The organism is Mucilaginibacter sp. 5C4 (genome assembly GCF_034345625.1).
Taxonomy (GTDB): domain Bacteria; phylum Bacteroidota; class Bacteroidia; order Sphingobacteriales; family Sphingobacteriaceae; genus Mucilaginibacter; species Mucilaginibacter aurantiaciroseus.
On record NZ_CP133775.1, the window covers coordinates 3,144,100 to 3,169,925 of the forward strand.

Annotated in this window: 25 protein-coding genes; 12 read left to right on the forward strand and 13 right to left on the reverse strand. The window is 42.1% G+C overall.

The genetic code is table 11. The features are described 5' to 3' along the window. Positions 1-429: 429 nt before the first annotated feature. From RHM67_RS14735 to RHM67_RS14745, 3 genes are all read left to right on the forward strand, one after another. Entirely contained in the window at positions 430-1,776 is a 1,347-nt protein-coding gene (locus RHM67_RS14735) for an MATE family efflux transporter (RefSeq protein WP_322227587.1), read from the forward strand. A 153-nt stretch (positions 1,777-1,929) separates the two neighbouring features. Continuing rightward, positions 1,930-2,340: an acyl-CoA thioesterase gene (locus RHM67_RS14740; RefSeq protein WP_322227588.1), complete on the forward strand. Its 411-nt coding sequence runs from the start codon at positions 1,930-1,932 to the stop codon at positions 2,338-2,340. A gap of 5 nt (positions 2,341-2,345) precedes the next feature. Beyond that, positions 2,346-3,089, forward strand: coding sequence for a hypothetical protein (locus RHM67_RS14745; RefSeq protein ID WP_322227589.1), 744 nt, complete (start codon positions 2,346-2,348; stop codon positions 3,087-3,089). A 22-nt stretch (positions 3,090-3,111) separates the two neighbouring features. Here the strand turns inward: RHM67_RS14745 and RHM67_RS14750 are convergent, their stop codons facing one another. From RHM67_RS14750 to RHM67_RS14760, 3 genes are all read right to left on the reverse strand, one after another. After that, a complete protein-coding gene (locus RHM67_RS14750) occupies positions 3,112-4,551 on the reverse strand; it encodes a DUF3943 domain-containing protein (protein WP_322227590.1) in 1,440 nt (479 codons plus the stop codon). Positions 4,552-4,709: 158 nt separating this feature from the next. Beyond that, positions 4,710-6,590, reverse strand: coding sequence for a PAS domain S-box protein (locus RHM67_RS14755; RefSeq protein WP_322227591.1), 1,881 nt, complete (start codon positions 6,588-6,590; stop codon positions 4,710-4,712). A 92-nt stretch (positions 6,591-6,682) separates the two neighbouring features. Further along, complete coding sequence (locus RHM67_RS14760) at positions 6,683-7,852, reverse strand: GAF domain-containing sensor histidine kinase (protein WP_322227592.1); 1,170 nt, start codon at positions 7,850-7,852, stop codon at positions 6,683-6,685. A gap of 206 nt (positions 7,853-8,058) precedes the next feature. On the opposite strand from RHM67_RS14760, the gene RHM67_RS14765 reads away from it, so the two are divergent. Together RHM67_RS14765 and RHM67_RS14770 are read left to right on the forward strand one after the other, a co-directional pair. Next, positions 8,059-8,508, forward strand: a complete 450-nt coding sequence (locus tag RHM67_RS14765) for a KTSC domain-containing protein (RefSeq protein WP_322227594.1) — start codon at positions 8,059-8,061, stop codon at positions 8,506-8,508. A gap of 83 nt (positions 8,509-8,591) precedes the next feature. Next, positions 8,592-9,242 (forward strand): START domain-containing protein, encoded by a 651-nt coding sequence (locus RHM67_RS14770; RefSeq protein ID WP_322227595.1) that lies wholly within the window; start codon positions 8,592-8,594, stop codon positions 9,240-9,242. A gap of 272 nt (positions 9,243-9,514) precedes the next feature. Here the strand turns inward: RHM67_RS14770 and RHM67_RS14775 are convergent, their stop codons facing one another. Next, positions 9,515-10,096, reverse strand: a complete 582-nt coding sequence (locus RHM67_RS14775) for a sugar O-acetyltransferase (protein ID WP_322227596.1) — start codon at positions 10,094-10,096, stop codon at positions 9,515-9,517. Between the two features lie 204 nt (positions 10,097-10,300). On the opposite strand from RHM67_RS14775, the gene RHM67_RS14780 reads away from it, so the two are divergent. After that, positions 10,301-10,723 carry a hypothetical protein gene (locus tag RHM67_RS14780; RefSeq protein WP_322227597.1) on the forward strand — a complete coding sequence of 141 codons (423 nt, stop codon included), beginning with the start codon at positions 10,301-10,303 and terminating at the stop codon, positions 10,721-10,723. 185 nt (positions 10,724-10,908) lie between these two features. On the opposite strand, the gene RHM67_RS14785 is transcribed toward RHM67_RS14780, so the two are convergent. The 9 genes from RHM67_RS14785 to RHM67_RS14825 form a co-directional block, all read right to left on the reverse strand. Beyond that, the gene (locus RHM67_RS14785; RefSeq protein ID WP_322227598.1) at positions 10,909-11,421 is read right to left on the reverse strand and encodes a hypothetical protein; all 513 of its coding nucleotides are present in this window, start codon (positions 11,419-11,421) and stop codon (positions 10,909-10,911) included. Between the two features lie 576 nt (positions 11,422-11,997). Further along, positions 11,998-12,570, reverse strand: a complete 573-nt coding sequence (locus tag RHM67_RS14790; RefSeq protein ID WP_322227599.1) for a transposase — start codon at positions 12,568-12,570, stop codon at positions 11,998-12,000. 210 nt (positions 12,571-12,780) lie between these two features. Continuing rightward, the gene (locus RHM67_RS14795) at positions 12,781-13,368 is read right to left on the reverse strand and encodes a C40 family peptidase (protein ID WP_322227600.1); all 588 of its coding nucleotides are present in this window, start codon (positions 13,366-13,368) and stop codon (positions 12,781-12,783) included. Positions 13,369-13,630: 262 nt separating this feature from the next. Then, positions 13,631-16,021 carry an ABC transporter permease gene (locus RHM67_RS14800; RefSeq protein WP_322227601.1) on the reverse strand — a complete coding sequence of 797 codons (2,391 nt, stop codon included), beginning with the start codon at positions 16,019-16,021 and terminating at the stop codon, positions 13,631-13,633. Between the two features lie 197 nt (positions 16,022-16,218). After that, positions 16,219-17,262 (reverse strand): NAD(P)-dependent alcohol dehydrogenase, encoded by a 1,044-nt coding sequence (locus RHM67_RS14805; protein ID WP_322227602.1) that lies wholly within the window; start codon positions 17,260-17,262, stop codon positions 16,219-16,221. A 389-nt stretch (positions 17,263-17,651) separates the two neighbouring features. Beyond that, positions 17,652-17,966: an SDR family NAD(P)-dependent oxidoreductase gene (locus RHM67_RS14810; protein WP_322227603.1), complete on the reverse strand. Its 315-nt coding sequence runs from the start codon at positions 17,964-17,966 to the stop codon at positions 17,652-17,654. A 196-nt stretch (positions 17,967-18,162) separates the two neighbouring features. Continuing rightward, entirely contained in the window at positions 18,163-19,020 is an 858-nt protein-coding gene (locus RHM67_RS14815) for an SDR family NAD(P)-dependent oxidoreductase (protein ID WP_322227605.1), read from the reverse strand. A gap of 64 nt (positions 19,021-19,084) precedes the next feature. Next, a complete protein-coding gene (locus RHM67_RS14820) occupies positions 19,085-19,987 on the reverse strand; it encodes an AraC family transcriptional regulator (RefSeq protein WP_322227607.1) in 903 nt (300 codons plus the stop codon). 284 nt (positions 19,988-20,271) lie between these two features. Continuing rightward, the gene (locus RHM67_RS14825; protein ID WP_322227609.1) at positions 20,272-21,255 is read right to left on the reverse strand and encodes a D-alanine--D-alanine ligase; all 984 of its coding nucleotides are present in this window, start codon (positions 21,253-21,255) and stop codon (positions 20,272-20,274) included. Between the two features lie 149 nt (positions 21,256-21,404). Between RHM67_RS14825 and RHM67_RS14830 the strand changes: the two genes are divergently transcribed. The 6 genes from RHM67_RS14830 to RHM67_RS14855 all read left to right on the forward strand — a co-directional run bounded on the left by RHM67_RS14830 (position 21,405) and on the right by RHM67_RS14855 (position 25,766). Further along, positions 21,405-21,707, forward strand: coding sequence for a hypothetical protein (locus tag RHM67_RS14830; protein WP_322227610.1), 303 nt, complete (start codon positions 21,405-21,407; stop codon positions 21,705-21,707). Positions 21,708-22,126: 419 nt separating this feature from the next. Next, positions 22,127-22,951 carry a PASTA domain-containing protein gene (locus tag RHM67_RS14835; RefSeq protein WP_322227611.1) on the forward strand — a complete coding sequence of 275 codons (825 nt, stop codon included), beginning with the start codon at positions 22,127-22,129 and terminating at the stop codon, positions 22,949-22,951. Then, positions 22,935-23,252: a rhodanese-like domain-containing protein gene (locus RHM67_RS14840; RefSeq protein WP_322227612.1), complete on the forward strand. Its 318-nt coding sequence runs from the start codon at positions 22,935-22,937 to the stop codon at positions 23,250-23,252. Before RHM67_RS14835 ends, RHM67_RS14840 begins: the two co-directional genes overlap by 17 nt. Before the next feature lie 95 nt (positions 23,253-23,347). Further along, on the forward strand, positions 23,348-24,367 hold the full coding sequence (mltG, locus tag RHM67_RS14845; protein ID WP_322227613.1) for an endolytic transglycosylase MltG: 1,020 nt from the start codon (positions 23,348-23,350) through the stop codon (positions 24,365-24,367). Then, the gene (locus RHM67_RS14850) at positions 24,367-24,774 is read left to right on the forward strand and encodes a thioesterase family protein (protein WP_322227614.1); all 408 of its coding nucleotides are present in this window, start codon (positions 24,367-24,369) and stop codon (positions 24,772-24,774) included. Before mltG ends, RHM67_RS14850 begins: the two co-directional genes overlap by 1 nt. A gap of 11 nt (positions 24,775-24,785) precedes the next feature. Next, positions 24,786-25,766 carry a YihY/virulence factor BrkB family protein gene (locus RHM67_RS14855; protein ID WP_322227615.1) on the forward strand — a complete coding sequence of 327 codons (981 nt, stop codon included), beginning with the start codon at positions 24,786-24,788 and terminating at the stop codon, positions 25,764-25,766. The last annotated feature ends 60 nt before the right edge of the window (positions 25,767-25,826 follow it).

The window sequence follows — 25,826 nt, forward strand, 5'->3', positions numbered from 1 at the left end:
ATTAAGTTAAGTGGTGAGTGGTTTAATAGCTCAACAAACCGTTATACCAAACTTGTTTCGGCATCTCATAAGCAAGGTTTTATTGACCATGGCGTTCCCTTCGGTCGGGCTTTCCGCTGCAAGTTCTCGCCTGCCCCGTAACAGGCCGCCACACGCTGTGGGATTTCCACTGCACTCCCTAACGCAAAACCTCAGTAAAGTAAATTATAAATCTTGTCGCAATTGCCCCCTACTTATGGCATTTTTACACAGTAATAGGCAATGGCATTACATATAACTTTGTATGAGTTACTATTTAATACATTATTACCTAAAGGCTGTATATTTAAGCGCCTGTTAATTTAACCTGTTATGTCACAAGCCGCCAAGTCCCCTAGCAAGGTATATTCATTTTTCAGCGTTTTAAAACAATCTTTAAAAGGCGGGCGTGTGGATCTTACCGCTATCAGCATCAAACGGGCTATTGTATTGTTAGCAATACCCATGATGCTGGAGATGGCAATGGAATCTATTTTTGCCCTGGTGGATCTTTATTTTGTAGGCCATCTGGAAAACAGCAGCCACGCCATCCAAACAGTTGGCTTGACAGAATCTGTGCTTACGGTGATATATTCCCTTGCTATAGGTTTAAGCATGGCTGCCACCGCGGTTGTTGCCCGCCGTATTGGCGAGAAAAACCCGGAGGCGGCCTCGAAAGCGGGGATGCAAACCATTGTTATAGCTGTATTTATAAATGTAGTCATCAGCATTGCCGGTTTGCTCCACGCCCGCGACTTGCTCCTATTAATGGGTGCATCAACAGAAACTGCAAACCATGGCACCCGCTTCGTTCAAATTATGATGGGTGGCAGCCTCATTATTGTATTGCTATTTTTGATAAACGGGATATTCAGAGGTGCAGGGAACGCAGCCGTTGCCATGCGCAGCCTTTGGATAGCCAATATCGCCAACATTATTTTATGCCCCATATTTATCAGGGGCCTTGGCCCTATCCCTGCCTTTGGTTTAACCGGGGCTGCTATAGCTACCACTATTGGTCGCGGGCTTGGGGTTTCGTACCAGGTTTATAATTTGTTTAATAACAAAAATGCCTTAATAGTACGCTTAAGCTATTTTATCCCCAACTGGCAGCAGATCAAAGCCATCATCAAAGTGGCGGCACCGGGCATCCTACAATTTGTAATAGCCAGTTGCAGTTGGATCTTTTTGGCGCAGCTGGTTGCCACCACAGGCGGCGACCAGGGTTCGGCAGGGTATCAAACCTCGTTGCGGTTAATGATGTTCTTTTTGCTGCCCGCCTGGGGGCTTAGTAATGCCGCTGCTACACTGGTGGGGCAAAACCTCGGCGCAGGCCGGGTGGACAGGGCCGAGCAATCCGTTTATCAAACCATCAAATACACAGTTGTTTTTTTAGGGATAGTGAGCATCTTGTTTTTAACCTGCGGCCATTTATTCGCATCGTTTTTTACCGATGATTTAGCTGTAAAAAAGGTAGCTACCCGGTCGTTACAAATCTTAAGCGGGGGCTTTATTATTTTTGGTATGGGGATGGTATTTACCAGTGCCTTCAACGGGGCCGGCGACACCTGGACACCCACCAAGATCAACTTCTGTACATTCTGGTTATTCCAGATCCCTTTTGCTTATCTATTGGCCAAGTATTTTAAAATGGGCCCTACAGGCGTTTTTATAGCTATCCCCGTTGCCGAAATTGGGTTAACCATAGCCGCCTATATACTGTTTAAAAAGGGCAAGTGGAAAAACACGTTGGTGTAGGAGATTTTATGCAAAAAGACGCGAGGTATCGCGTCTCTACGAACACAGGCAATGTGGAGAAGCGATACCTCGCGTCTCCCAACAGACATGCGCAGAAAAACAATTGTAACAGGTATAATCCATTTATAATTTTGAATTTTTACTTTTGACTTAATGAGTTACGCCACCTTTGAGACCGAACTGCGGGTACGCCCCGACGATATAGACATGTTTCACCATGTGCACAACAGCAAGTATTTTGATTATGTGCTTGCCGCCCGTTACGACCAGATGGAACGCTGCTATGGAATGGCCATGGAGAAATTTATGGAACGTGGCTTTGGCTGGGTGGTGCGCACCGCACATATAGATTATAAACGCGCCCTCACCATGGGCGACTACTTCATTGTAAAAACCGGCATTGAAACCATTAACGACAAAGGCTGCCGCGTAGCGTTCACCCTAACCAACAAGGCCACCAACAAAATCTGCTGCGACGGCTACTTCGATTATGTAATGATAGACATGGCAACCGGTCGCGGCGCCAAAGTGCCCGAGGATGTGATTGAGCATTACCAGATATAACTATCATGAAAAAGTTATTTGTTTTTTTAACGATTTGCCTTTCATCTGCAGCAACATTTGGACAGCATTTCAATGTTAAATATGGGTCACCGATTGTTGTATTTACAAAAACAAATCCATGGTTGATGGTATTAGGATCTGACGTACCGTCATTTGTTGCTTATCAAAATGGACAAATAATTTATAATGCTAAAACTGGCAAAACTTCAAAATACTTTCAGGTTAAGCTATCGCCTGAAGAATTAAAAAAAACCTTATCAAAATTGGGGATAACAGATTCCTTATTAAAATTACCAAAGCAAATAGATGCGTCCTCGGCATCAGACCAACCTACAAATGAGTTGCTATTAAACTTTGATACGCTAACTAAAATCAGTGTATATGGAAATTTAAGAGGAGACGAAAAAGCAAGATCGCAAACCCCTAAACCATTTCTTAATGTTTATGATAACTTGATAGGCTACAAAAACAATTCGGCCACGGATTGGATGCCCGACAGTATTGAAGTTATGGCTACAGGGTACAGTTATGCTCCTGAGAAGTCAATGCCCTGGCCTAAGGACTGGCCAAATCTTAAAAATACCACAACTGTCAAACGGAGCAATAATTTATACAGTATTTATCTCGACAAAAAGTATTATGCCGACTTTATCAGATTGCTTTTCTCGTTAAAAGAAAAGCAAGCGATAAAAATTAGCGGTAAAAAATTCTCACTTTCTTACCGTTTACCTTTCCCAAATTTAAGGTGATATTTCAGAGGATGTTTACCCCCTAAAAACCCACACTATACCTTACAGCCAGCCTTACATACGGGTACCGTTTGTTCACATCCGGGTGGTCATCGTAATTTCCCCGCAAAAAGAAATAACCCGATTCGCCAACAACGGATAGTTTTTTAGACCAGGCATAACGCAGCTCACTATTTACCGTGTGCAAATAGTACTGTGATTTATTGCCGTTAACCGTATAGAGGAATGCGCCGCGATAATCCAGGCTGGCAAAAAATCTATCAGTTACAACAACCCCTACCCCACCATTTATGCCAAAGCCCGATGTATAATCGTAATTACGGCCGTTGGATGAATAAGTGCTTGGCACTGCGGCTAACAGCACCGGGCCGGTACCTATATTGGTATTGATTTTCACTTTTGTACCTGCCTCGAATTGAGAGAACAGGTTCATCTTAACACTCTCCCCGCCGTAAAAAAAGGCTTCGTTGCTGATGTAATCGTAATTCGCGCTCAGGATAACCAGATGCTTAAGGTCCCGGTTCGATTCCAACTCCCACCCTGCCAGCGAACCATACACATTTATCGCGTTCACTGCCGAGCTATCATCCTTACCCACCTCCACATTGATCATGATATTACTGAATGGTGTATGATAATCCTTATATCTGCTACCGTACAATAATTTCGCGCGGCCAAATATGCCGGTTTTTTTATTGCCGCCAACCTTACCGGTTAAGCTGTTAAATGTGCGCAAACCAAGGTCAAACTCCGCAGATAACTGCGATGAATCCCTGTCTTTGGGGTTACCGTATACTTTACCCCATTTACCATCAAGCAAACGGTTAAGGCCGTTCATAGGGTTGGCTAAAAAAGCGGCTACTTCTTCCATTTGCCTGCCAAACCCACGGTGGCGGTTATTTACAATTTTGTTTGATAAGCGATAGGTCATCTCCCCCAAAACTATACCGCCAAAGCTTGTATTGATAAAGTCGTTAGGCGATGGGTGCTCGTTCTCGCCAAAGGTTTCCCAAAAATAACTACCCGCAACAGCCGCCGGTGCCGACTGCCAAAAGCTATAGCCGTTACTACGGAACGAACTAAAGTATAAACTACCCTGGTATGGGTGCCCAAACTGGTTGGTACGAAAAATATCCTTATCCCACTGCCAACTGCCCGGGTTTAAGTTACGCCAGATTGTGGCGCCGGTTACGTTTGAGTAAGGTGCATGCACTATAAACTTACCGTAACTAAATGGTATGGCCTGTGCAAGCCCCCACTCGGCGGCGGCGCGGCCAAAGCGCTTGGTTTCGGGCGGTACGGTGCCAAAAAATGGCGTACCTGCACGGTGGGGTTTGGGTTTCGCCAACGTATCTACAAGTAGTCTGTTAGCATCTTGGGCGGTTTGTGCGATTAAGGTAATGGGGAAACATAAACCTATTACAAAAACCAATAGGGTAAACTGGTAAGGTAAAAATTTCAATATGCGTTCTTTTAAGGTTAAGTCATCAACAACGCCATGATAAGCGTAGTGGCTACAGCATTACTAATATTTTCCGTCCCCAAACACTCGGCTTCTGTTTATATTTACATGCTACAAAATTAAATATTCCTGCCGGATATTTTACAAGCAGCGTAACATTACACTTGCTGCATATCCATCACAAAGTAAAAAGTAGCTCCTTCATCTTCACGGCTTTCTACCTCAATTTTACTCTTGTGGTAACGCAATAGTTCTGATACCAGGTAAAGCCCTATACCAAAGCCAGATATGGTTTTCACCTTTTCATTCTTCACGCGGTAAAACTTGTCGAAAAGCTTTTTCTGGTCGGCGATGTTAATACCCACACCTTCGTCTTTCACAAATATTTTTACTTTATCCTCAAGCTTTACACAGCCTATAACGATAGTACCGCCCCGTGGCGAATATTTGATGGCATTGCTAAGCAAATTCATCAACACCTGCCCTATTTTATCCCTATCGGCACAGATGATGATATCCTCGCAATCGTGCAGTTTAACGGTATGTGTCGAAGTTAAGAACTGCGCGTCGTCTGCAACCTCTTCTATCAGGGTATGCAGTTCAAATACTTCTTTATTCAACTGGATCTTCCCTTCTTCCAGGCGGGCCAGGCTCAGGAAATCCTGGATCATCGAGGTCATCTTTTTGGTTTGCACCTCGGCCCTCGATAGTGCACTTATCTTAAAGGCGTCGCCTCCATTTTTTTCTTTTGCAAGCAGGATCTGGATGTATGATTTTACGGCTGTTAGTGGGGTTTTAAGTTCATGGCTAACCATGGCTATAAAATCGTTCTTTCGTAATTCCTCCTGTTTCTTCCCGGTGATATCACGCGCTATTTTAGAAAACCCTATGGTTTTGCCGTGCTCATCCTTAATTGGCGAAATGGTTAAAGATACATTCAGCAGCCTTCGGTCTTTAGTGATTCGCACGGTTTCGAAATGCTCAACCCGTTCGCCATTTTTTAAACGGGAAAGTATCATGGGCTCTTCATCCTGCCTATCCTCGGGTATTATCATTAGAATCGAGTGTCCTATAACTTCTTCGGGGGTGTAACCGAACGTGCGTTGTGCCGATGCATTCCAGCTGGTGATGATCCCGTCAAGGGTTTTACTGATGATAATATCGTCTGATGATTCTACAATGGCAGCCAGTTTGGCACTTTTCTCAGCAGCTATGCGGCTTTCGGTAATATCAATTACTGTACCTATAAAGTGTTCTACTTGCCCGTTAACATCAAAGTATACTTTACCCTGCGCCCTAACCCAGCGTGTGGCGCCATCATCAAAACGGATAATACGTAATATAATATCGTATTCCCCGCCGGATACGGCATCCATGCTATCCTGTATCTCTTGCAACACTCTTTCCTTATCGTCGGGGTGCAATTGCTGTGCATATATTTCAAAGGTAACGCCCTTATCTAAAGGCAGGCCGTAGATCTTTTTACATTCATCGCTCCAAGTGAGCAGGCCGGTTTTAGGTTCCCAATCCCAGGTGCCTAAATTAACAGATGCGATCACCATTTTTAGTTTGGCTTCGCTTTGTTCAAGCTCCTGTAAAATGGTATCCCTGTGCATACCTGCCTCCTTAAGTTCAGTAATATCACGTGTAAAACAGCGTGTATGCACAAACACACCATCTTTATTTAAAACGTTTGAGTTGATGAGCACATGCTTTATACTACCGTTTTTACATTTAAGTTTTGCAGGATAATTCTGGAGTGTTTCGTTATTAACAAGGCGATTTAAAATATCTGTAATAACGGTTTCATCAGCATGGAAATCGGTTATCGGGAAGCCTAAATATTCTTCTTTTGTATAGCCTAAAAGGTCAAGCTCGGCCTGGTTAGCCCATATTATAATGCCATTACCATCTACCCAGTGCAGTGGTAAAGAAGCGTTCTCTACAAAATCGGTCAGTTTTTCTAACTTGAGTTGCAGTTCTATTTCTTTTTGTTGGTAGTAAGCGAGTTTATTATCAGGATCTGAAGTATCTTCCATTCGTCATCTAAGTTACCTTAATAATGCCACTATTAAGAATATTTACTTTTAAGAAATATATTAGGTTACAATTCACCAAAATTATCGGAGAACTAATTAAGCGGCATTTTAAAAGTAAAGGCCGTAGAATGTTCGTCGGACTTGACAGTTAAGGTACCGCTGTGGGCGCGGGCAATTTCGGCAGCTATGTACAGGCCGAGGCCAAGGCCATCCTTACCCTGATCATCTCCACGGGAGAACGGCTCGAAAAGTTTTTCCCTGACAGCATCCGGGATCTGACTGCCGTAATTGGTAACCGATATGGAAAAATCATCGGCATCGCAAACTACATCAACATTTACCGGTGTGTCTTTTGAACCGTGAGCAATGGCGTTACCCAGTAAGTTTGAAAGCACTTGAGATACCCGCCTTCCATCGCAGTTTATAGCGCATTTTACCCAGAAATTAGTATTGATCGTTCTATCGGGCCAAAGTATCGCCAGCTCTGCAATTACCTGCTCCAGCATTTCTGCTATAGGTTCGTTATCGTTACGTTTAAGTATAATACCCTCGCCAAGGCGGCCGCGGGCAAAGTCAAGTATGTTTTCTATCAGCGCCTTCATCCGATACGATGAATTTTGCAGAATGTTTGCCAGCCGCTTGGTGCGTTCGTCTAATGGCATGCGTAATAATAGTTGCGATACATTGAGTATCGCGCCCACCGGGTTGCCCAGGTCATGGCCTAAAATAGCGATAAACTGATCGCGCAGCTGGGAGGTTTTACGCGCTTCTAAAAGTTCCATTTCCGTTGAAGCTATCTTTTCTTGCGCATCCAAATGGAACGCGATCAAATCAGCAAAAAGCTTAAACATGCCCATTACCTGGGTGTTTTTTAAGTGTGCCGGGTTGGGATCTATGGCGCAAAGGGTACCAAAAAAGCTACCATTTTTTAAAGTAATTGGGAACGAGATATAGCTTTGAAAGCCGTAAATGGCCGGGGTATGGTGATGGGCAAAATCTACATCTAAAGCCACATGATCTATCACTACAGGGGTATGATGCTGGCGGATCTCGTTACATATCGTGGTTTCAAGCTTTAACTCGCTACCGGGGACAAGGCCAAAGGCAATCTCGTCGCGCACGGCGCAGGTTATCCACCTATCATCGGTAACACGGGCAACTGCCGAAAAACCCATGCCTGTTGTACGGCATACCACTTCTAAAATTGAACTAACCGCATCAATGCGGCCAACTGCATCTATATCTTCCTGAATCTCTTTCAATTTTTAATTAGTTGGGTATAAATACTAATACAAAGTAAACTTTTCATGTTATAAATACTCATAGCGCTACTTTTAATTATCTTAATAAGGTATGATCATATTATTTTTGCGTCATCGATACCCACGTTATTAATAAAGCGTACCTTTGCAAAATTATTTTCCTTGAATAAAGTTTCATCGACAATAAACATTACAATAGAAATACAATGAAAAAAATTGTCGATTACCGCAAACTTTTAAACGTAACTGAAGCTGCCGAGCTTTCTGAATTAAAATCTACCTACCGTGGCCTGATGAAGGAATGGCACCCGGACAAATTCCAGGATAGCGAAGAAAGCAAGCACACAGCCGAAGAAAAAAGCAAGACCATTATTGAGGCTTACCACTTTTTAGTAAGTATAGCGCCAGAAACACGCACCCAATCATTAGCTGAATATACCGCGACTACCGGTACAGCTGCCATTGTTGATTTTGAATACAAATCACAAGTATTACGTGTTGATTTTACCGACGGTAACTCATACGAATACTTTGACGTGCCTAAAGCCGTTTACGTAAAACTGGTTAATGCAGATTCGCCGGGCAGGTTTGCACGCAGGCACATTTATAACGAATACGTTTACCGCAGCACAAGTAAACTGGTAGCCACAGCCTAATTAATTTTTTTAATTGTGTTGTACCGATGACACGCAGTATTAACCGGATAATTAAATTTGTTAGGTAACTTCCTGCTGCATTTATGTTTAAAAAAACATTATTCGCTTTATTGCTTTTACTGGTTATATCCTATAACGCTTCCGCCCAATATAAATGGGCGTTAAAAAGCAATAAGGATGGTATTAAGATCTACACAAGCGAGATTGTTAACTCTAAACTTAAAGCTTTAAGGATAGAGTGCAATTACGAAACCACCCTTACACAAATGGTGGCAACGTTGCTTGACCTTAAAACACGCCCCGAGTGGATCTACCATACTAAATCTATCCGTTTGGTTAAACAGGTATCTCCTTCCGAACTTTTTTATTACTCGGAAATAAGCTTACCCTGGCCGGCACAAAACCGCGACTTTGTGGCCCACCTGATAACCACCCAAGACGAAGAAACCAAAATAGTAACGCTTGATGGCCCCGTGGCCCCTACCATGGTACCCGAGCGGGATGGCATTGTAAGAGTAAAAAACTCAATTAGTAAATGGTTGATAGTCCCTGTTAACAAAAACGAGGTAAAAGTTGAATACACCATCCAGCTCGATCCCGGAGGTGCTATCCCCGCCTGGCTAAGCAATATGTTTGCATCTGAAGGGCCAACGGAAAGTTTTAAGGCGTTAAGATCGCAGCTCAAAAAGCCCGGGTATAAAACGGCACATGTGCCGTTTATTAAGAACTACTGATTAATATAATTTGTAATGCTGAACGATAGTGAAGCATCTAATCGCCGACATACATATGGCGAGGCACAGTTCGCGAATAGATCCTTCGCGATGCTCAGGATGACAAATGGTTAAAATAAAGCCCTCTCAAATTGGACTGCCCCCAATAAGTGTCTAACTTTTGGGGGGCAGTCCACAAGCCGGGCTTTGTTATTCATCTATAAATTTTGCGGTTAAGGCAATACATTTTATACAGCCTCAGATTTTGAACGACTATAACAGATTTGTGACTGTTAATTTATCGCAGAATTTTCATCGGTTTGGTTCAGCTTCCTGATCACCACAGCAGGGTTGCCCACCGCCAAAGAATCATCGGGGATATTTTTGGTGACCACCGCCCCTGCGCCAATCACACAACGGTTGCCAATGGTAACACCCGGGCAAATGATGGCCCCGCCGCCTATCCAGCAGTCGTCGCCAATTACAACCGGCTTTGCATTCTCTTTACTGCGGCGTAGCACAGCATCTAAAGGGTGCGTGGCGGTATAAATTTGCACACCCGGCGCGCAGAAGACATTGCTGCCCAGCTTTACTTCCATCACATCCAGCACCACGCAATTCACGTTAAAATACACGTTCTCGCCACAGGTTATGTTATAACCATAATCGCAATGGAATGGCGGCTCTATATAAAGGCTTTTCGGCGCGTTGGGTATCAGCTCTGCTAAAACAGCGGCGGTGCCCTCGCCTACCACGTGTTCATCAACATTCAGCCTCTTTAGTAATTGCTTGCAGTGTTTACGTTCGGCAGCTAATGTTTCTTCATTAGCCAGGTAATATTCGCCGGTAAGCATTTTTTCTTTTTCTGTTTTCATGGTAGCTGTATGGTTTCAGCAGCAATATCAGTAAAATGTAATGCTTTTAAAAGGCTTGTAACAATTGCAGTAAAGCCCCGTAAATAAACAGCAGACCACATTTTAATGTAATTTATAGCTAAACATAAAGCTGCAGCCCCGTTGTGGGGGATAACATTTGGCCTGTTATTTGTATTTATCAATACATCTACAACAACTAACACCATGAAAAACAACATATTATCCGCCACCATAATCGCTTTGTTAAGCATCCCTATCTGCACCTTCGCGCAGCAAAAAACTGCCTGGGCCATGGTTAGTGCCAAAAAAGAAATAATAATTGAACTGCCAAAAGCACCAACCGACGGCAAATCGCCATACTGGATCATCGTATCTAACGAGAAAGAATTTCAGATAGATACCCTAAGCGCTATCAAATACCTCGATCCGCAATGGATGTCGGCAGTAGATTTCCCCGACCTTGATGTAGCCAAAGCCAAGTATGGCAAAGCAACTTTGGATGGTTTGGTGATCGTCACCATCGATGATAAGAAATTCTCAAATGCTTTTGAAGAGTTAAAAGAGCATATGGCCTTTATTGACGATTACGAAGAATTGCCTTTTTACGATTTTACAACATTACCGTAAGTAAAAGCGTAGGCCTTGTGTGTGCTGTTCTAAAACCGCAGGGTACTTTCCAAGAGACCCTGTGGGGACAAAAAGTGCGGCGACAAAAAGTTTAAAGATTTCTTTCAAAACAATATAGCTGCCCTATAAAAACAAAGTCCGACATTTTGCCAGACTTATTTAAACGTATTTTAGATAATTTATATCTATCCCTCTTTAAGACTAATGTCATCTAAAACGATTTTAACTCCGTTAATATTCAGTTTATTTAAAATCTGTCTTAGGTTATCTCGTTGAGTCATAGAATTAATTACAAAACGAGATTGAAATATTTCATTTGAACAACCGTATATTTTTATTTGATTACCACTACCATCGCTAGATCTTGCCCCTCTAAAATCATTCGCATTTATCTCGATTTTTTTTATATCGGTAATTGGAATTGTCAACGATTTAAAAGTTATTGATTTCGTTGACATACTGATTTCCCCATCTTTAACGTACATTTTGATGAGATTAGTTCCAGTGAGTATCATATTCACAACTATTAAAGTTAAGCATATTCCAAATAATGCAATTAAATAGGGGGGGAATTTTAAAGGCAATTTTAAATTAATTATTTTAGCCACTACAAGAAAGATAATTGTCAATATACTTACCGTTTGTAAAGTATAATATAGCTTATTTTTTTTTGTATAAGTGTCAAAAACTTCAACCATAATATTATTAATAAATCAACCTAACTTTTCTTTTAAGATTTCCCAATCTGCTAAAACTAAGGAAGCCTTTCGAATTATTGCTACTACTAAATTATTTTTAGAAAGTACAATTCTATCATTCACAACTGAGGATTTAAGTTCACTAATAGTATAGTTTGCCTCTGGCTTCTTAAAGAAAAATTGTTGAAATAGACTAATGCTATTTTTTCATGATCAAGTTGAACTTGTTCCGGTTCATTTCTATTTAAGTAAAATACTATTAATGTTCCAACAGAAACAAATAGCATACTCAAAAAATAAGCATATTCGGTCGCTAAGTTTAGTGTTAGAAATAGCATCAAACTCATAAGAATGCCAATAACTATTAACCACAAAATACTCTTATTTAAATAGGATGCCTTAAATTTTATTACTTGCATATCAAAAAGTTAATTATTTCTATTCTGTTTTTCTTTCTTAAAAAAGGCCAAAACATTCTTCCTTGACTGATCTGGGTTTTTATCAACAAATTTGGGAGCCACTTTTGAATTTGTTATGTCGCCGCAGGGTCTCTTGAAAAGGACCCTACGATGCATGTCACACCCAATAGATACGATAATCCGTAATCTCCACAGATTCGTTTAGTACACCGTCAATATAAAACGCTGCGCTACTGTGCGGATAGTCGGTGTATTCTTTCGCTAAATTCCATTTCCCCTGTACCGGATTGTTATGTATGTAATCTATTTTCTGGTTTAAAAATCCCACGCTATAAATTTCTTTAGCATCAAACGATGGTTCAAAAACTTTATGCTTTTGACCTTTTGCTTTCTCCTTTTCACTACAACCCGCAGATAGCTTATCCAATAATAAGTTTTGATTACTGGCCTTGAGCCGCTTTATAAATTCGTAAGCCATAAAACGCTTGCCATTGCTTAATAATGTATTCAGATTAATATTAAGCTCCGTTAAATAAATAAGCACATGGGCATGATTCGGCATAATTACATATGCCAGCGTTTTAATCTGGTATTTGCCATCTATTAACTTTAGCCAATTATAAATTAGATCGTACGAGTCGGTAATTTCAAATAGCGGTAACCAATCGTAACAGGTAAAAGTGATAAACCATGTATTATCTGTTATTTGGTGTGATGTGCGGATCGACATTAGGCTAAATTATTATTTATTTAATTATAATGCTCGTTACCTGTCCTAAAGCCGCAGGGTCCTTTCCAAGAGACCCTGCGGGGACAAAGCATCATCTGTTGCAAATCTTTCAGAAAACTCTATTATGTTTACTCCTTACGTCGCCGCAGGGTCTCTTGTAAAGGACCCTGCGATGCATGTGGGCTAACCTACAAGTTATCCGCCCTTTGTTTACCTATCGTTATGAGAAAAGATGCGCACTGTTTTCACATAACGCCCCTGGTAATAGCTATTGAAAGGGGTTTCGGTAACCCCGTTGGCTTTACCGGATGTGGAGTGGATAAAGGTTAGTTCTTTTCCGGGAGCTTTGATGATGATTCCCATGTGACCCACCACCCTGATGGTGCTATCGGTGCCGGTAAACAGGATAAGGTCGCCGGTTTTGGCATCTTTTAGGTTTATCGCTTCGCGGATATTAGTAAAATCAACAGATCGCCTGGGTACAGCTATATTAAAATGGTTGAACACAAAAGTGATAAACCCCGAGCAATCAAAACCCCTGGCAGGATCTATTGATGCGTATTTATATGGGATGCCTTTTAGGGTATTTGCAAAAACGAGCAATTGTTCCGGCGTGGTGCTACCCGTATTGATCCGGGTGAACAACCCAGCGCTATCGGGTGCGGGCGGCGGTAGGGTATCTTGTTTAGCAACCATAACGGTATCTCCCTTGCCGGTAATTATATAGGTGGGTTTGCGGGCGTCTGAACAAGATAAAAACAGACCGGCTAAAACAGTAAGTATCGGGATGTAGCGCATATCTAATACTACATTACATTGGTTGTTAAGTTTTTATCACTTCAATAAAACACCCTGGTCGAAGTTTTCAACTTCGACCTAAAATGCCACAAGCTTTCAGCTTGTGAAATACGCAAGCTGAGAGCTTGCAAAATTACAGGACGAAGTTACGCTATCGCTAAACTTCGACCAGTAGGGTTTACCACATTTTAGGTCCAAGTTACGCTAAAACTTCGACCAGTATTTGGATATTTTCATTTACAAATCAAGACTTTTTTGAAAATCACTCGCTGCGTAAACTTTTTACAGGGTTAGCTATAGCAGCGCGTACAGCCTGATAACTAATAGTAATCAATGCAATTGTTATTGCTGTGAGGCTACCGTTTACAAACACCCACCATCCTATTTCTATCCTGTAGGCAAATGCTTGTATCCATTTGCTCATTATAAATAAGGCTACAGGGCAGGCTATTACAATCGCAATAATTACTAAACTAACAAATTCTATAGACAGCAACGCCGTGATTTGCACTACAGATGCGCCGATAACTTTACGGATCCCTATTTCTTTTCTGCGTTGTTTAACGCTAAAAAGAGCCAATCCAAATAGCCCAAAACAAGCTATTCCAATGGCCAGCATGGTAAACAAACCAAATAATTGACTAAATTTTATTTCGGCCTGGTATTGCTGATTAAATTTTTCGTTTAAAAAGCTGTATTCTAACGGGCGCTGTGGTACAATCTTCTTCCATAGCGTTTCAATATCTACTACTGTTTTTTTAACGTCGGTGCTGCTTATTTCAACAGAAAACACCCGGAATTTATTGGGGATCACCCGCATAGCCAGCGGCCCAATTGCTTTTTGTAATGATTCGAAATTAAAATCTTTATAAACGCCTATGATCCGGCCATCATTAGGATACATGCCCACTTTAACGCCAATAGCATCGTCGGCATTTTTAAATCCAAGTTTACGTAATGCGGCTTCATTAATAATCATTGACTCAACTGTATCTGCTGCAAATAAAGGCGATAAGCCACGACCTGCTACCATTGGAATATGGTACTGCTTCATGAAATTAAAGTCGGTTAAGTAAATTGGTAATTCTGCATGTACGGTGTCACCTGTTTTTTTTGCAAACTCCATAGACCACGCTCCGGAAGTTAAATTACCCGGAACATCTGAAGAAGCAGTAACTGCCTTAACCCCATTTATGTGCAGCAGTTCATTAGTTATAAATGAAAGTTGATTTTTAACAAAACCATCGCCCTCAAAATTTAAAATGAGTGTTTGTGATGGCTTAAAGCCAAGATCGTGCTTTTGCATAAATTGCAGTTGGCTGTAAACAACAATGCTACTTATAATGAGTATAATTGATATGGCAAACTGAAAAACTACCAACCCTTTGCGAACACCAACACTAAATGAAGAAGACCTTAAAGTACCCTTTAGCGCTGCGATAGGATTAAAACCCGACAATACAAACGCCGGGTAACTTCCAGACAAAACGCTCACAACCATCAGGATACTTAATAACAATGCAAGATGCAATGGCTTAAACACTTCAAATACGATACTTTTACCTGCAAACGTATTAAACGCCGGCATAAGCAGGCAGGCTGCAAATACGGCTATAATTAAAGCGACACCAACCGTTAAAAATGATTCGATAAAAAACTGCGTAATTAACCCGCTTCGGTTAACCCCGTTAACTTTCTTTATACCAATTTCTTTGGCACGTTCAGCAGAACGGGCTGTTGAAAGATTAATAAAGTTGATACAGGCAATTATTAAAACAAATAGGGCGATGGCAGAAAACACACATAGATTTGTAATATTTCCTACTTTACCTGCTTGGTTTTCTCTATCGCTATGCAGATAGATGTCTGTCAGCTTTTCTAAATTATAGTGATGCCTGGTACTTGCCGTATTTGCTTTATGCCTGTCGGCAAAAGCATCAAATTGCTTAGTTAGGTTTTTAGCGTCATAATTTGGTGGCAATACAACATAGGTATAAAAATTATTCGAATACCAGTTAGTAAACATCCAATCGTAACCAGAGTCTTTTTTTATGGCGGTAGCCATAGATACCAAAATATCGAAACTAATATGCGAGTTGGCAGGCAAATCCTTAATTATCCCTGTTACTTTAAGGTTTTCGCCGTTTATTAACAGCGATTTACCAACAGCATCAACCTTACCAAAATATTTGTTTGCAACCGATTCTGTAATTACAATGCACATAGGGTTTACAAGAGCAGTAGCCCCGTTTCCGCTGATCATCGGCAAATCAAAAACTTTAAATATTGCAGGGTCTGCAAAGTATAAGTGCTTTTCTTCAAATAGCTTGTCCTCATATTTCACCAGGGCCTCTCCACTTATAATGCGCACCGCCTGTTTCACCTGCGGAAAATCATTTAACATTAACGGCGCCATTGGCCCGGGGGAACCTGCTCCGTGTTGCGTTAATGCATTAGTTTGCTTGTCATCAACAACCCGGTAAATATCATTGGCTTGCTTATTATATCTATCGTAACTCAGTTCGTTTTCAATGTACAACGACATTAGTATAACCGCAATTAAGCTAACCACTAAACCGCAAATGTTGATAGCCGTAAAGATTTTGGTACGAATCAAATTCTTAAAAGCGAATTTTAATTGATTGATAATCATATATTTAATACTATTAAATCAAGCTGTAAAACCAATTCAACTAACTTAATGCCAATTTACAAATAACTTATTATCAATTAGTTATAAAAAAAATAAAAATAAGTACTGTGCAAAAACGTACATATTGTGTGCGAAGACGATACAAAAAAAGGCGGATATCCTTTCAGATATCCGCCTTCAAAATAAATTATTCTTGCTTACAGCGTTGCAATATCAATTACAAAACGGTAGCGTACATCACCTTTTACCATACGTTCGTAAGCATTGCTGATGTCTTTAATGTCTATCATTTCAATATCTGAAACTATGCCATGCTCAGCGCAAAAATCAAGCATTTCCTGAGTTTCGGCAATACCGCCAATACCCGAACCGGCAAGGCTTTTACGGCCGCCCAGTAGGCTAAACGCAGCTACTTTTGCAGGCTCTGATGGTACACCCACGCAAATCATGGTACCGTTGGTACGTAACAGGCTTAGGTACATGTTAAAATCGTGCTCGGCAGATACTGTGTCCAATATAAAATCGAATGTGCCTGTAGCAGCTTTGATCTGCTCAGGGTCGCTGGTTACCACAAAGTGGTGTGCGCCTAATTTTTTTGCATCTTCTTCTTTCTTTGGCGAAGTACTCAATACCGTAACCTCGGCACCAAAAGCAACACCAAATTTAACAGCCATGTGGCCAAGCCCGCCTAAACCTAATACGGCTAATTTGTGGCCTTTTCCAACTTTCCAATGCCTAAGTGGCGAATAAGTGGTGATACCGGCACACAATAAAGGCGCGGTGGCGGCAAGGTCAAGCTTATCTGAAATGTGCAGTACAAACTCTTCGCGCACTACAATGCTATTACTATAACCACCGTAAGTAGGTGATGAACCATCGCGCTCCATACCGTTGTAGGTTGCAGTATTACCTTCCAGGCAGTATTGCTCCAGATCCTGCTTGCAGTTTTCGCAAACCTGGCAAGAATCTACCATACAGCCGGTACCGGCAAGGTCGCCAACTTTAAAGTTTTTAACGTGGTCGCCTACCTTGGTAACACGGCCAACAATTTCGTGACCAGGCACCATCGGGAAAATTCCCGGGAACCAATCGTTTTTTATCTGGTGAAGATCTGAGTGGCAAACGCCACAAAATAGAATTTCGAATTGCACATCATGAGGGCCAACGTCGCGGCGCTGAAAGTCCCATGGTGCAAGGTCGGTTTGCGGGTCTAGTGCCGCGTATCCTTTTACTGGTATCATGTTTTTTTTGGTTTTTATTGTTAGTTTTTCACTGCGTCAAATATGAGCAGATTATGTATCTGTTCGTGTAATTTCCCTGTAATAATATCGGGCTTAATGGAAATCCCTTATACCCTCCATATTTATCATTTCTTGGTTTACCAGGTCCACATTTTTTTTAACGCCTGTAATTTGCATCACTACGCTTAGGCCAGCCGGAGATTTATAAAGCTCCAATCGCTTGCCTGTCGACTTGTTTTAATACTCCCGTTCGAAACCGATAATGCCACCGCACAGTACCGACATTAACATGCTGATGATATCCGGCAGTTCAATTGAGAAACCCATATTGCAGCAACACAAAAAGCGGCGAGTTGTTCAATCTCATTTTAAGAAGCAAGCAACTTCCTCTATTGGGGAAAGAATTTTTTAAAATCCGGTATTGGTTCATCGCTTAATTCTTCCAGGCTGCCCACCAGGCCATAGTCCGCATTGTTTACCACCACATCTATCTTACCAAACAGGCTGATGGTTTGGCTGATGGCATCGTTAACACTTTTTTCATCGGTGATGTTTACTGCCAATGGTAAAAAGCTTTCTGCTTTATCTACTGCATTTGCAAGGTCGGCTATGTTGCGCGATGTTGCGGCACGTTGTAGCCTTTTTCTAATAATTGTTTTACGAGGCTTAACCCCAGGCCTTTTAAGGCACCGGTTACAAACCATACTTTTTAATTATTCATTGTTTTAGTTTTTGTTGGATATTTGATTGTTTTTTCGTGTGCTATTTCAGGTAGATAGGGTGCTTTTTGAAGGCATGCCAAAGGCGTTTCAAAGTCGGTTTTTGGTGATTTTGAGACGGTTTTTGGTCTTTTTTTTAGGTAAAAATTACAAAATTCAAACAATTACAACCGACTTGAATTTATGCCCCATAAGCCATTGCCTTGCTTAATTCTTCGTTAAAGCAGAACTCCTTTTCCAGTTTCTCTAATTGTACCATGGCACGGTCATAGGCATCGGCACCTAAGAGTAAATGCAGTGGCGGGTTTTCGTCGTACGCTACGTTGATGATGGCTGTGGCGGCCTTTTCAGGGTCGCCGGCTTGCTGGCCGTGGTAACCCAGGTATTTGTTTAATGACGCGCCAACCACTTTGTAATCTTCAATGCGGTTTTTTGCGATGGCGAGTGATTCCTGCGTTAAAAAGCTGGTACGGAATGCGCCCGGAGCCACTACGGTAACCTTTACGCCAAACTCGCGCACATCCTCGGCCAAAACAGTGGATAGCCCTTCTACAGCGAATTTTGTAGCCGCGTAAACCGACCACCCAATGCCCGGTGCAAAGCCGGCGATAGAGGAGATGTTAATGATGTGGCCGCACTGCTGGTAGCGCATATAAGGCATAACCATACGAATAACGTTTAGCGTGCCAAATACATTAACATCAAAACTACTGCGGCTTTCCTGATCGGTAAGTTCTTCGATGCTACCGCCAATGCCGTAGCCGGCGTTGTTGATCACCACATCTATGCGGCCAAAGGCTCTTTTGGTTTGATGCATAGCGCAGCCAACGCTATCTTCATTTGCAAGATCCACCTCAATTGGCAGGAAATTGTCAGCGGTAGAACCAACAGCAATCACCAGTTCGGCAAGGTGGCGCGACGTGGCAGCAACGTTTTGCCCGGCAGCAAGCAATTGCTTTACCAGGCTGAGCCCCAAACCCTTAGATGCCCCGGTAATGAACCATGTCTTTTTGTTGTTTGTAATATCGGCGTTTTTCATATTACAAAATTAAAACATAAAGCCCCCTAACCGTTTGCATTATTCAAACAAATGATTGCATAATTCAAACAGATCTGAAAGAAGACGGGGTTGAACTGGTTTGTTTTTTGAAAAAGTTATTGAAATGGGCGGGCTCTTCAAAGCCCAGGCTATAGCTAATTTCAGACACGTTCCAGTTGGTGTGCCTTAATAAAGCCTTGGCTTCGCTGGTGAGGCGTTCAGAAATATGGTGGGTAGTGGTTTTACCCGTGGTTTGGCGGATGGCCCTGTTCAGGTGGTTTACGTGGACGGATAACCTGTCGGCAAAGTCCTTAGCCGACCGCAGGTTAAAGCGTTGCGAAGGCGTTTCTATCGGAAACTGGCGCTCAAGCAGCTCGGTAAATACCGATGTGATGCGCGAGTTGGCATCCGGATGCTGATAAATGATTTCCTGTGGCTGCAGCTTTAACGCGTAGTGCATCAGCTCGGTAACGTAGTTGCGCAGCAGGTCGTACTTAAAACGATAATCAGAATTGATCTCGTCCAGCATCTTCTTGAAGATCTGGCCGGCGTACTCATCCTGCTCGCTGTTAAGGGCATAGGTAGGCTTGCCGCTTAACGCGAACATAGGCAGTTCGTATACATTAGCGCGAAGTGCATCCGTAAAAAAAGCCTCTTTAAAGATACAGAAAGCTCCCGATTTATCATCGCTTTTGTGCTCGAAGGTATAAGGTACGTTAGGGTTAAAAAAGATAAGCGTGGCACCATCCACCTCAATACTTTTATCAGCATAGTGGATCACATTTTTCCCGCGTATCAGGCTGATCTTATAGAAATCCCTGCGGGTATAAACAATAGGCTTGGCCCCGGGCGCGTAACAATCCTCCAAACGGAAAACATTGAAGTGCCCTATCTCCTGCCCAAGGTTATCCGGCAGGTAATTAAACTTCTGCCTGTAAAAATCTTCTATTGTTTCTGTAGCAGCCATAAGGCAAAGTTACATAATTCAAACAAAATTTAACAAAATCAAGCGATAAATATGACCTAAAACCGACCTCCAATCACCAAATAACGCCTTCAAAACGACTTTAAAAGGCAAAAAGTCGCCAAAAAATGGATAAAAAAGCTTCAATAAGACTTAAAAACGCCTATCCGAACATCATAAAATCGATCTAAAACAGCCCTTAAAACGTCCATATATATATATACCCAAAAAAATCACCAAAAAGCGGATTTAAATCGCCTAAAAACTATCTCGGAAAAGACAAATTTTTACCTTGTACCTTCTATCAACGTACCATAAAAATCGGTAACGCTCATGCCCGCCGCCCGCACCTGCTGTGGAATCAGGCTATTGGCGCTTTGGCCCGGGGTAGTGTTGATCTCGATGAAATAGAACTCCTGTGTGCCTTCCAGCAAAATAAAATCTACACGTACCATACCGCGGCAATTAAGGCGCAGGTAAACCTGGGTTACAATCTCGGCTATCTCGTGGTTTTTAGCTTCGGGCAGGTCGGCGGGAGTAATTTCTTCGGAAACGCCGGGGGTGTATTTGGCTTCGTAATCAAAGAAGTCCTTAGAGCTAATGATCTCTGTAGCAGGAAGCACTACAATTTTGCCATTTAGCCGGGCAATGCCTATACTAAATTCGCGCCCTTTGATGAACTCTTCTATCAGGATCTGGCTATCTTCTTTAAACGCCTTTTCTATCGCCTCGTGCAGGCCGCCAACGTTGTAAACCTTGCTCATGCCTACGCTGCTGCCTCCATTGTTTGGCTTAATAAAAAGCGGAAATTTTAGCGCAGATGCGATAGTAGCCGTATCATGATCGTCGTGCTGGTGCAGTTGGATGGACTTTGCAGCGTGCAGCCCGTGGATACCATTCACAATAACCTTGGTGTAAGCTTTGTTCATGGTAATGGCCGATGTGGTAGCATCGCAAGTATTGTACGGGATGCCCACCAGGTCGAAATAGCTTTGCAATTTGCCGTCCTCGCCGGGGGTGCCATGCACGGTAATGAACGCGAAATCGAATGTTATCTTTTCATCATTAAGGGTTAGGCTAAAATCGTTTTTATCAATATCAATGGCTTTACCATCGGCTTCGTAAACCCAGTTGTGGCGGTTTATCAATATGGTATAAACCTTGTATTTACTGGCATCCAAACTGGCGGCTATGTTTTTGGCGCTGTTAATAGATACTTCGTACTCGCCGGTAAAGCCACCGGCCAAAAGGGCTACGTTTATGGTTTTCATGATAGCCAAAGATAGTTTTTGATTTTGAATGTGGAGATTGGATGTGATTTTAGGCAATACGCGGAAAATTTGACTGGAGACGCGAACTGATTTGTAACAATAATCCACAAATTTAATCTCATTTGCAGTTTAAACCTAAACATTCGGCAATGATCAGGAAATATTCGGTTTTAATAGGGATAGTAATTTCATTGATCTTAATACTGATAGCTATAGCTGTTTACCCCGGTGGCAACATGCTTAATGAATATGCTGCTGGATATGATTGGACTAAAAACTTCATGAGCAACCTGTTTGGAACGCGAGCGCTTAATGGTGCCGAAAACCCTTCAAGAGTTTGGGCGTGCTTAGGGATGATAGTTCTGCCAGTTACCTACGCCATCTTTTTCATCAATATGTCGAAAAGATACCCGATACGAATGCCGCAATTATCCTCAAGTACGGTGGCATAGCCAATATCTTTTTCACGTTTTTAACTGTAACGGCTTTACATGATGTGATGCTGATTGTATCAACTTCCGTATTCTGGACATGCATAGTTATCATCACAGTTTTTATCCTAAAAACAAAGCTTCATTTATTTAAGTTCTTTTGCATCATTAGCCTTTTAGTGTTTTATTATAGTGTTTACTTATGGGGCATTAGCGATTGGCGTTTACTGCCCATCATGCAAAAAGTAAATTTCGCAAATTCTACCCTGTTGATCTTAGGGCTCGAATATTTTACTAAACAGGAGGATTTTGCTCATATTAAAACAAAGGCCAATATTAGTGATCAGTGACTGGAGAGTAGAGATAGTTTAAAGTCATAAATCAAATCTCTTCCTTCGCAAATCCCAAATCTTAAATTCGAAATCCAAAATCAAATCCCTATGTTTGATTTATTTTTCCTACGCAAAAACATGAGTAATTTTTGGGCTTATTTAAAAACCAGGCAATTCAGAAACACTATATTATTGGTTATAGCCACGGTTATCAGCATTGTTTTGATAGCTTTTTTCAGCCTTAGCTCGTACACCCGCCACGGGCAGGGAATCCCTGTTCCAAAACTTAAAGGCCTTAATGTTGACAGAGCTATGGAACTGCTTAAAGAGCAGGGTTTCAACTTTAAAATAGATTCGGTTTACGTGCCCGACCAGGCACCCGGTACCATTGTGGAGCAAGACCCGGATGCCGGCACCAATGTTAAAGAGAACCGTACCATATACCTTACCATGGTTACCCAATTGGCGCCAAACGTATCCCTGCCCGACCTTACTACCGAGCAAAGCATTTACCGCGAAGCGGTGGCTGTATTATCAAACTACGGTTTAAAAGTTGGTGATACTACCTACCGTTCGGACATCGCCCGCGACCGCGTGCTTGAAGTGCGCTTTGGCGGCCAGATCATAAAACCGGGCACCAAACTACCAAAAGGCTCTAAGCTGGACCTGGTATTGGGTAATGGCGAAGGCGCAAGTGAGGTGGAGATACCGGAGTTAATAAACCTTGACCTTGATGCGGCCAAGTTTTCGATAAAAGGCGCCGGCTTAACTGTGGGCAACATTACCTACGAGGGATCTATAAGCGACTCTACCAATGTAATTGTGGTTTCGCAATCGCCAATGCGGAGCGATTCGCTGAGCAAAACGAGTATTGGCACACGTATTAATTTAACGGTATCGCAAGGTAAAGCAGATAATGCCCCAACAAATTAATGCAGCCCAGTTACAGCAACGTTTGCAGGCAGGCGAAACTTTAAACCTGCTTGATGTTAGGGAGGTTATTGAATACCATACCTATAACATTGGCGGGCAAAACATCCCGGTAGGGAAACTAAAACAGCACATCAAAAACATTGATTACAACAAAACCGACAAGATAATCGTTATTTGCAGTGCAGGTATCAGGAGTGAAACGGCACAGGCTATTTTAACCGAAAGCGGTTTCACGAATGTATTAAACCTTAAAGGCGGCCTTAAAGCCCTGCAAAAACTAAATATTAACAATACTACTTAGCCTCACCCTGCCCTCTCCGAAGTAGAGGGTTCTGAAAAGAGGAATTAGGTGAGGCTTAAAACTAAATATTAACAATACATCTTCCTAAACATAGCATGAAAAAATTTTGGATAGCGCTGGTGGTCATCATCCTATTATCATTAGCCGGTACAGGTATATTTTATTACCTGCGCTTTTTTGGGCCAAACGTTACCGATAAGCAGGAATACCTTTACATTAAAACAGGTGCTACGCTTGATGACGTTTACAAGTCGATAACCCAGCAGGGCATCGTTAAAGACACTACTTCGTTCCTGCAATCGGCTCAAAGCATGAAGTTTGTAAAGGTAAAACCGGGTAAGTACCGCCTAAAAAGCGGCATGAGTAACCGCAATTTTATCAACATGCTAAAATCGGGCAACCAGGAGCCGGTTACATTTGCCTTCCATAACATCAGGCTGAAGAACCAGTTCGCGGGTTTTGTTTCCAAAAAGATCGAGGCCGATTCGGTTTCGGTATTGCGCCTATTAGATTCTTCCAAGTTTGCCCAGCAATACGGTTTTACTACCGGTAATATTTATACCGTTTTTATACCCAATTCTTACCAGCTATACTGGAATACATCGGCAGAAAAACTATTTACGAGAATGTATGCCAACTACCAAAAGTTTTGGACGCCCGAGCGGAAGCAAAAAGCCGAAACCTTAAAACTTACACCCCAGGAAGTTTCTGTTTTAGCATCAATAGTTGATGCCGAAGCTTTGCATGACGATGAAATGCCCACCATTGCAGGCCTTTACCTTAACCGTCTTAACAAAGGCATGAAGCTACAGTCCGATCCTACCGTTATCTTCGCTTTGAATGATTTTACCATTAAACGCGTGCTTAATCGCGACTTAATTACTAATTCGCCATACAATACTTACTTTTATAAAGGTTTGCCCCCCGGCCCTATCATGATGCCATCGGTAAACGCCATTAATGCGGTGCTTGATTATAAGAAAAACAACTACCTATATATGTGCGCTAAGGCGGATTTTAGCGGCAACCATGCTTTTGCCACTAACGAGGCTGAACACAGAGTTAATGCCAAAGCATTTCAGCAAGCCCTTAACGACAGGAATATAAAGCGCTAATGTTTCAGAACGCTACCAAATTGAGAGTGCGCTACGGCGAAACCGACCAGATGGGCTACATGTATTACGGCAACTACGCCGAGTTTTTTGAAGTGGGCCGTGTAGAAATGCTGCGCAGCCTTGGCCTAACCTACAGCGGTATGGAAGCATCGGGTATTATGATGCCCGTACTTGAACTGAAATGCAAGTACCTTAAACCCGCCCGCTACGACGAGGAGATCACCATTAACGTTATTATGGATAAGATGCCCGGCGTTAAGATCCATTTCCGTTACGAGCTGTTTAACGAGCGTGAGGAACTGATCCACCTTGGGGAAACTTTGCTGGCCTTCGTTAATATGAAGAGCAACCGCCCCTGCCTGCCCCCTGCCGATTTTATTGAAAAACTAAAGCCTTTTTTTGAGTAATTTTAGCCATAATGAAATGGGCCCACAAATTTTTACTGCGTTTTAGATTTTACCAATACCTTACCGACTGGGCCAAAACCGTTTACATCCCGGGCTTTAGGCCGCTGCCTTTGTACACAGTAGTGGTGTTTTTTATCTTCGAGATACAAAAAACGTCGCTGGCTAACCGCGCGGCTGCCCTGGCTTATAATTTTATGCTGGCGTTGTTCCCTGCCATTATCTTTTTATTTACGCTGATAGCTTATATACCCATTAAAGGATTTCAGAAAAACCTGTTAGATCTTTTCTCTTTGATCATGCCTACAAATGCTTATGCTGTTTTTGAAAGCACCATTGTAGATATTGTTTCCAGGCATAACGGAAAATTACTTTCTGTAGGGTTTTTAACGGCATTATACTTTGCAACCAACGGAGTGAGCAACCTGATGCAGGCGTTTAACAAATCGTCGTTAATACTGGAGACCCGCACCTGGCTGAAACGCCGCTTTGTAGCGCTGTTACTTACTATTGTAATAAGTATATCCCTCCTCATAGCCATAGTTATCATGACGGCCGGTCAATCGGTAATATATTTTATTATGCACGAACTGGATAGCAAAGCGGCCTTTTGGACATGGCTTATAGCCCTCACACGCTGGTTAATTATCCTGGTGATATTCTTTACCACCATTTGCATATTATACCGCTACGGGCCTTCAAACAAGCGCAAATGGAAGTTCATCAACCCCGGCTCTATCCTGGCAACATCTCTGGCTATATTAACTTCGATTGGGTTTACTTACTACACCAATAACTTTTCATCATACAACGCGGTTTATGGTGCCATTGGTACACTCATCGTAGTAATGATATATCTGTACCTAAACTCCATGATTTTGCTCATCGGGTTCGAATTAAACGCCAGTGTTGACCTTTCCAAGCGCGCCATCCGCATCCAAAAACCAAGGTTTAACGCCTTCCGAACCAAAAAAACCAACAATTTGGCTAAATAAGCCAATGACAGTCAACCCATTACAATTAGTTTAAAAAAAGTTAACATCAAGTTTGGCAAT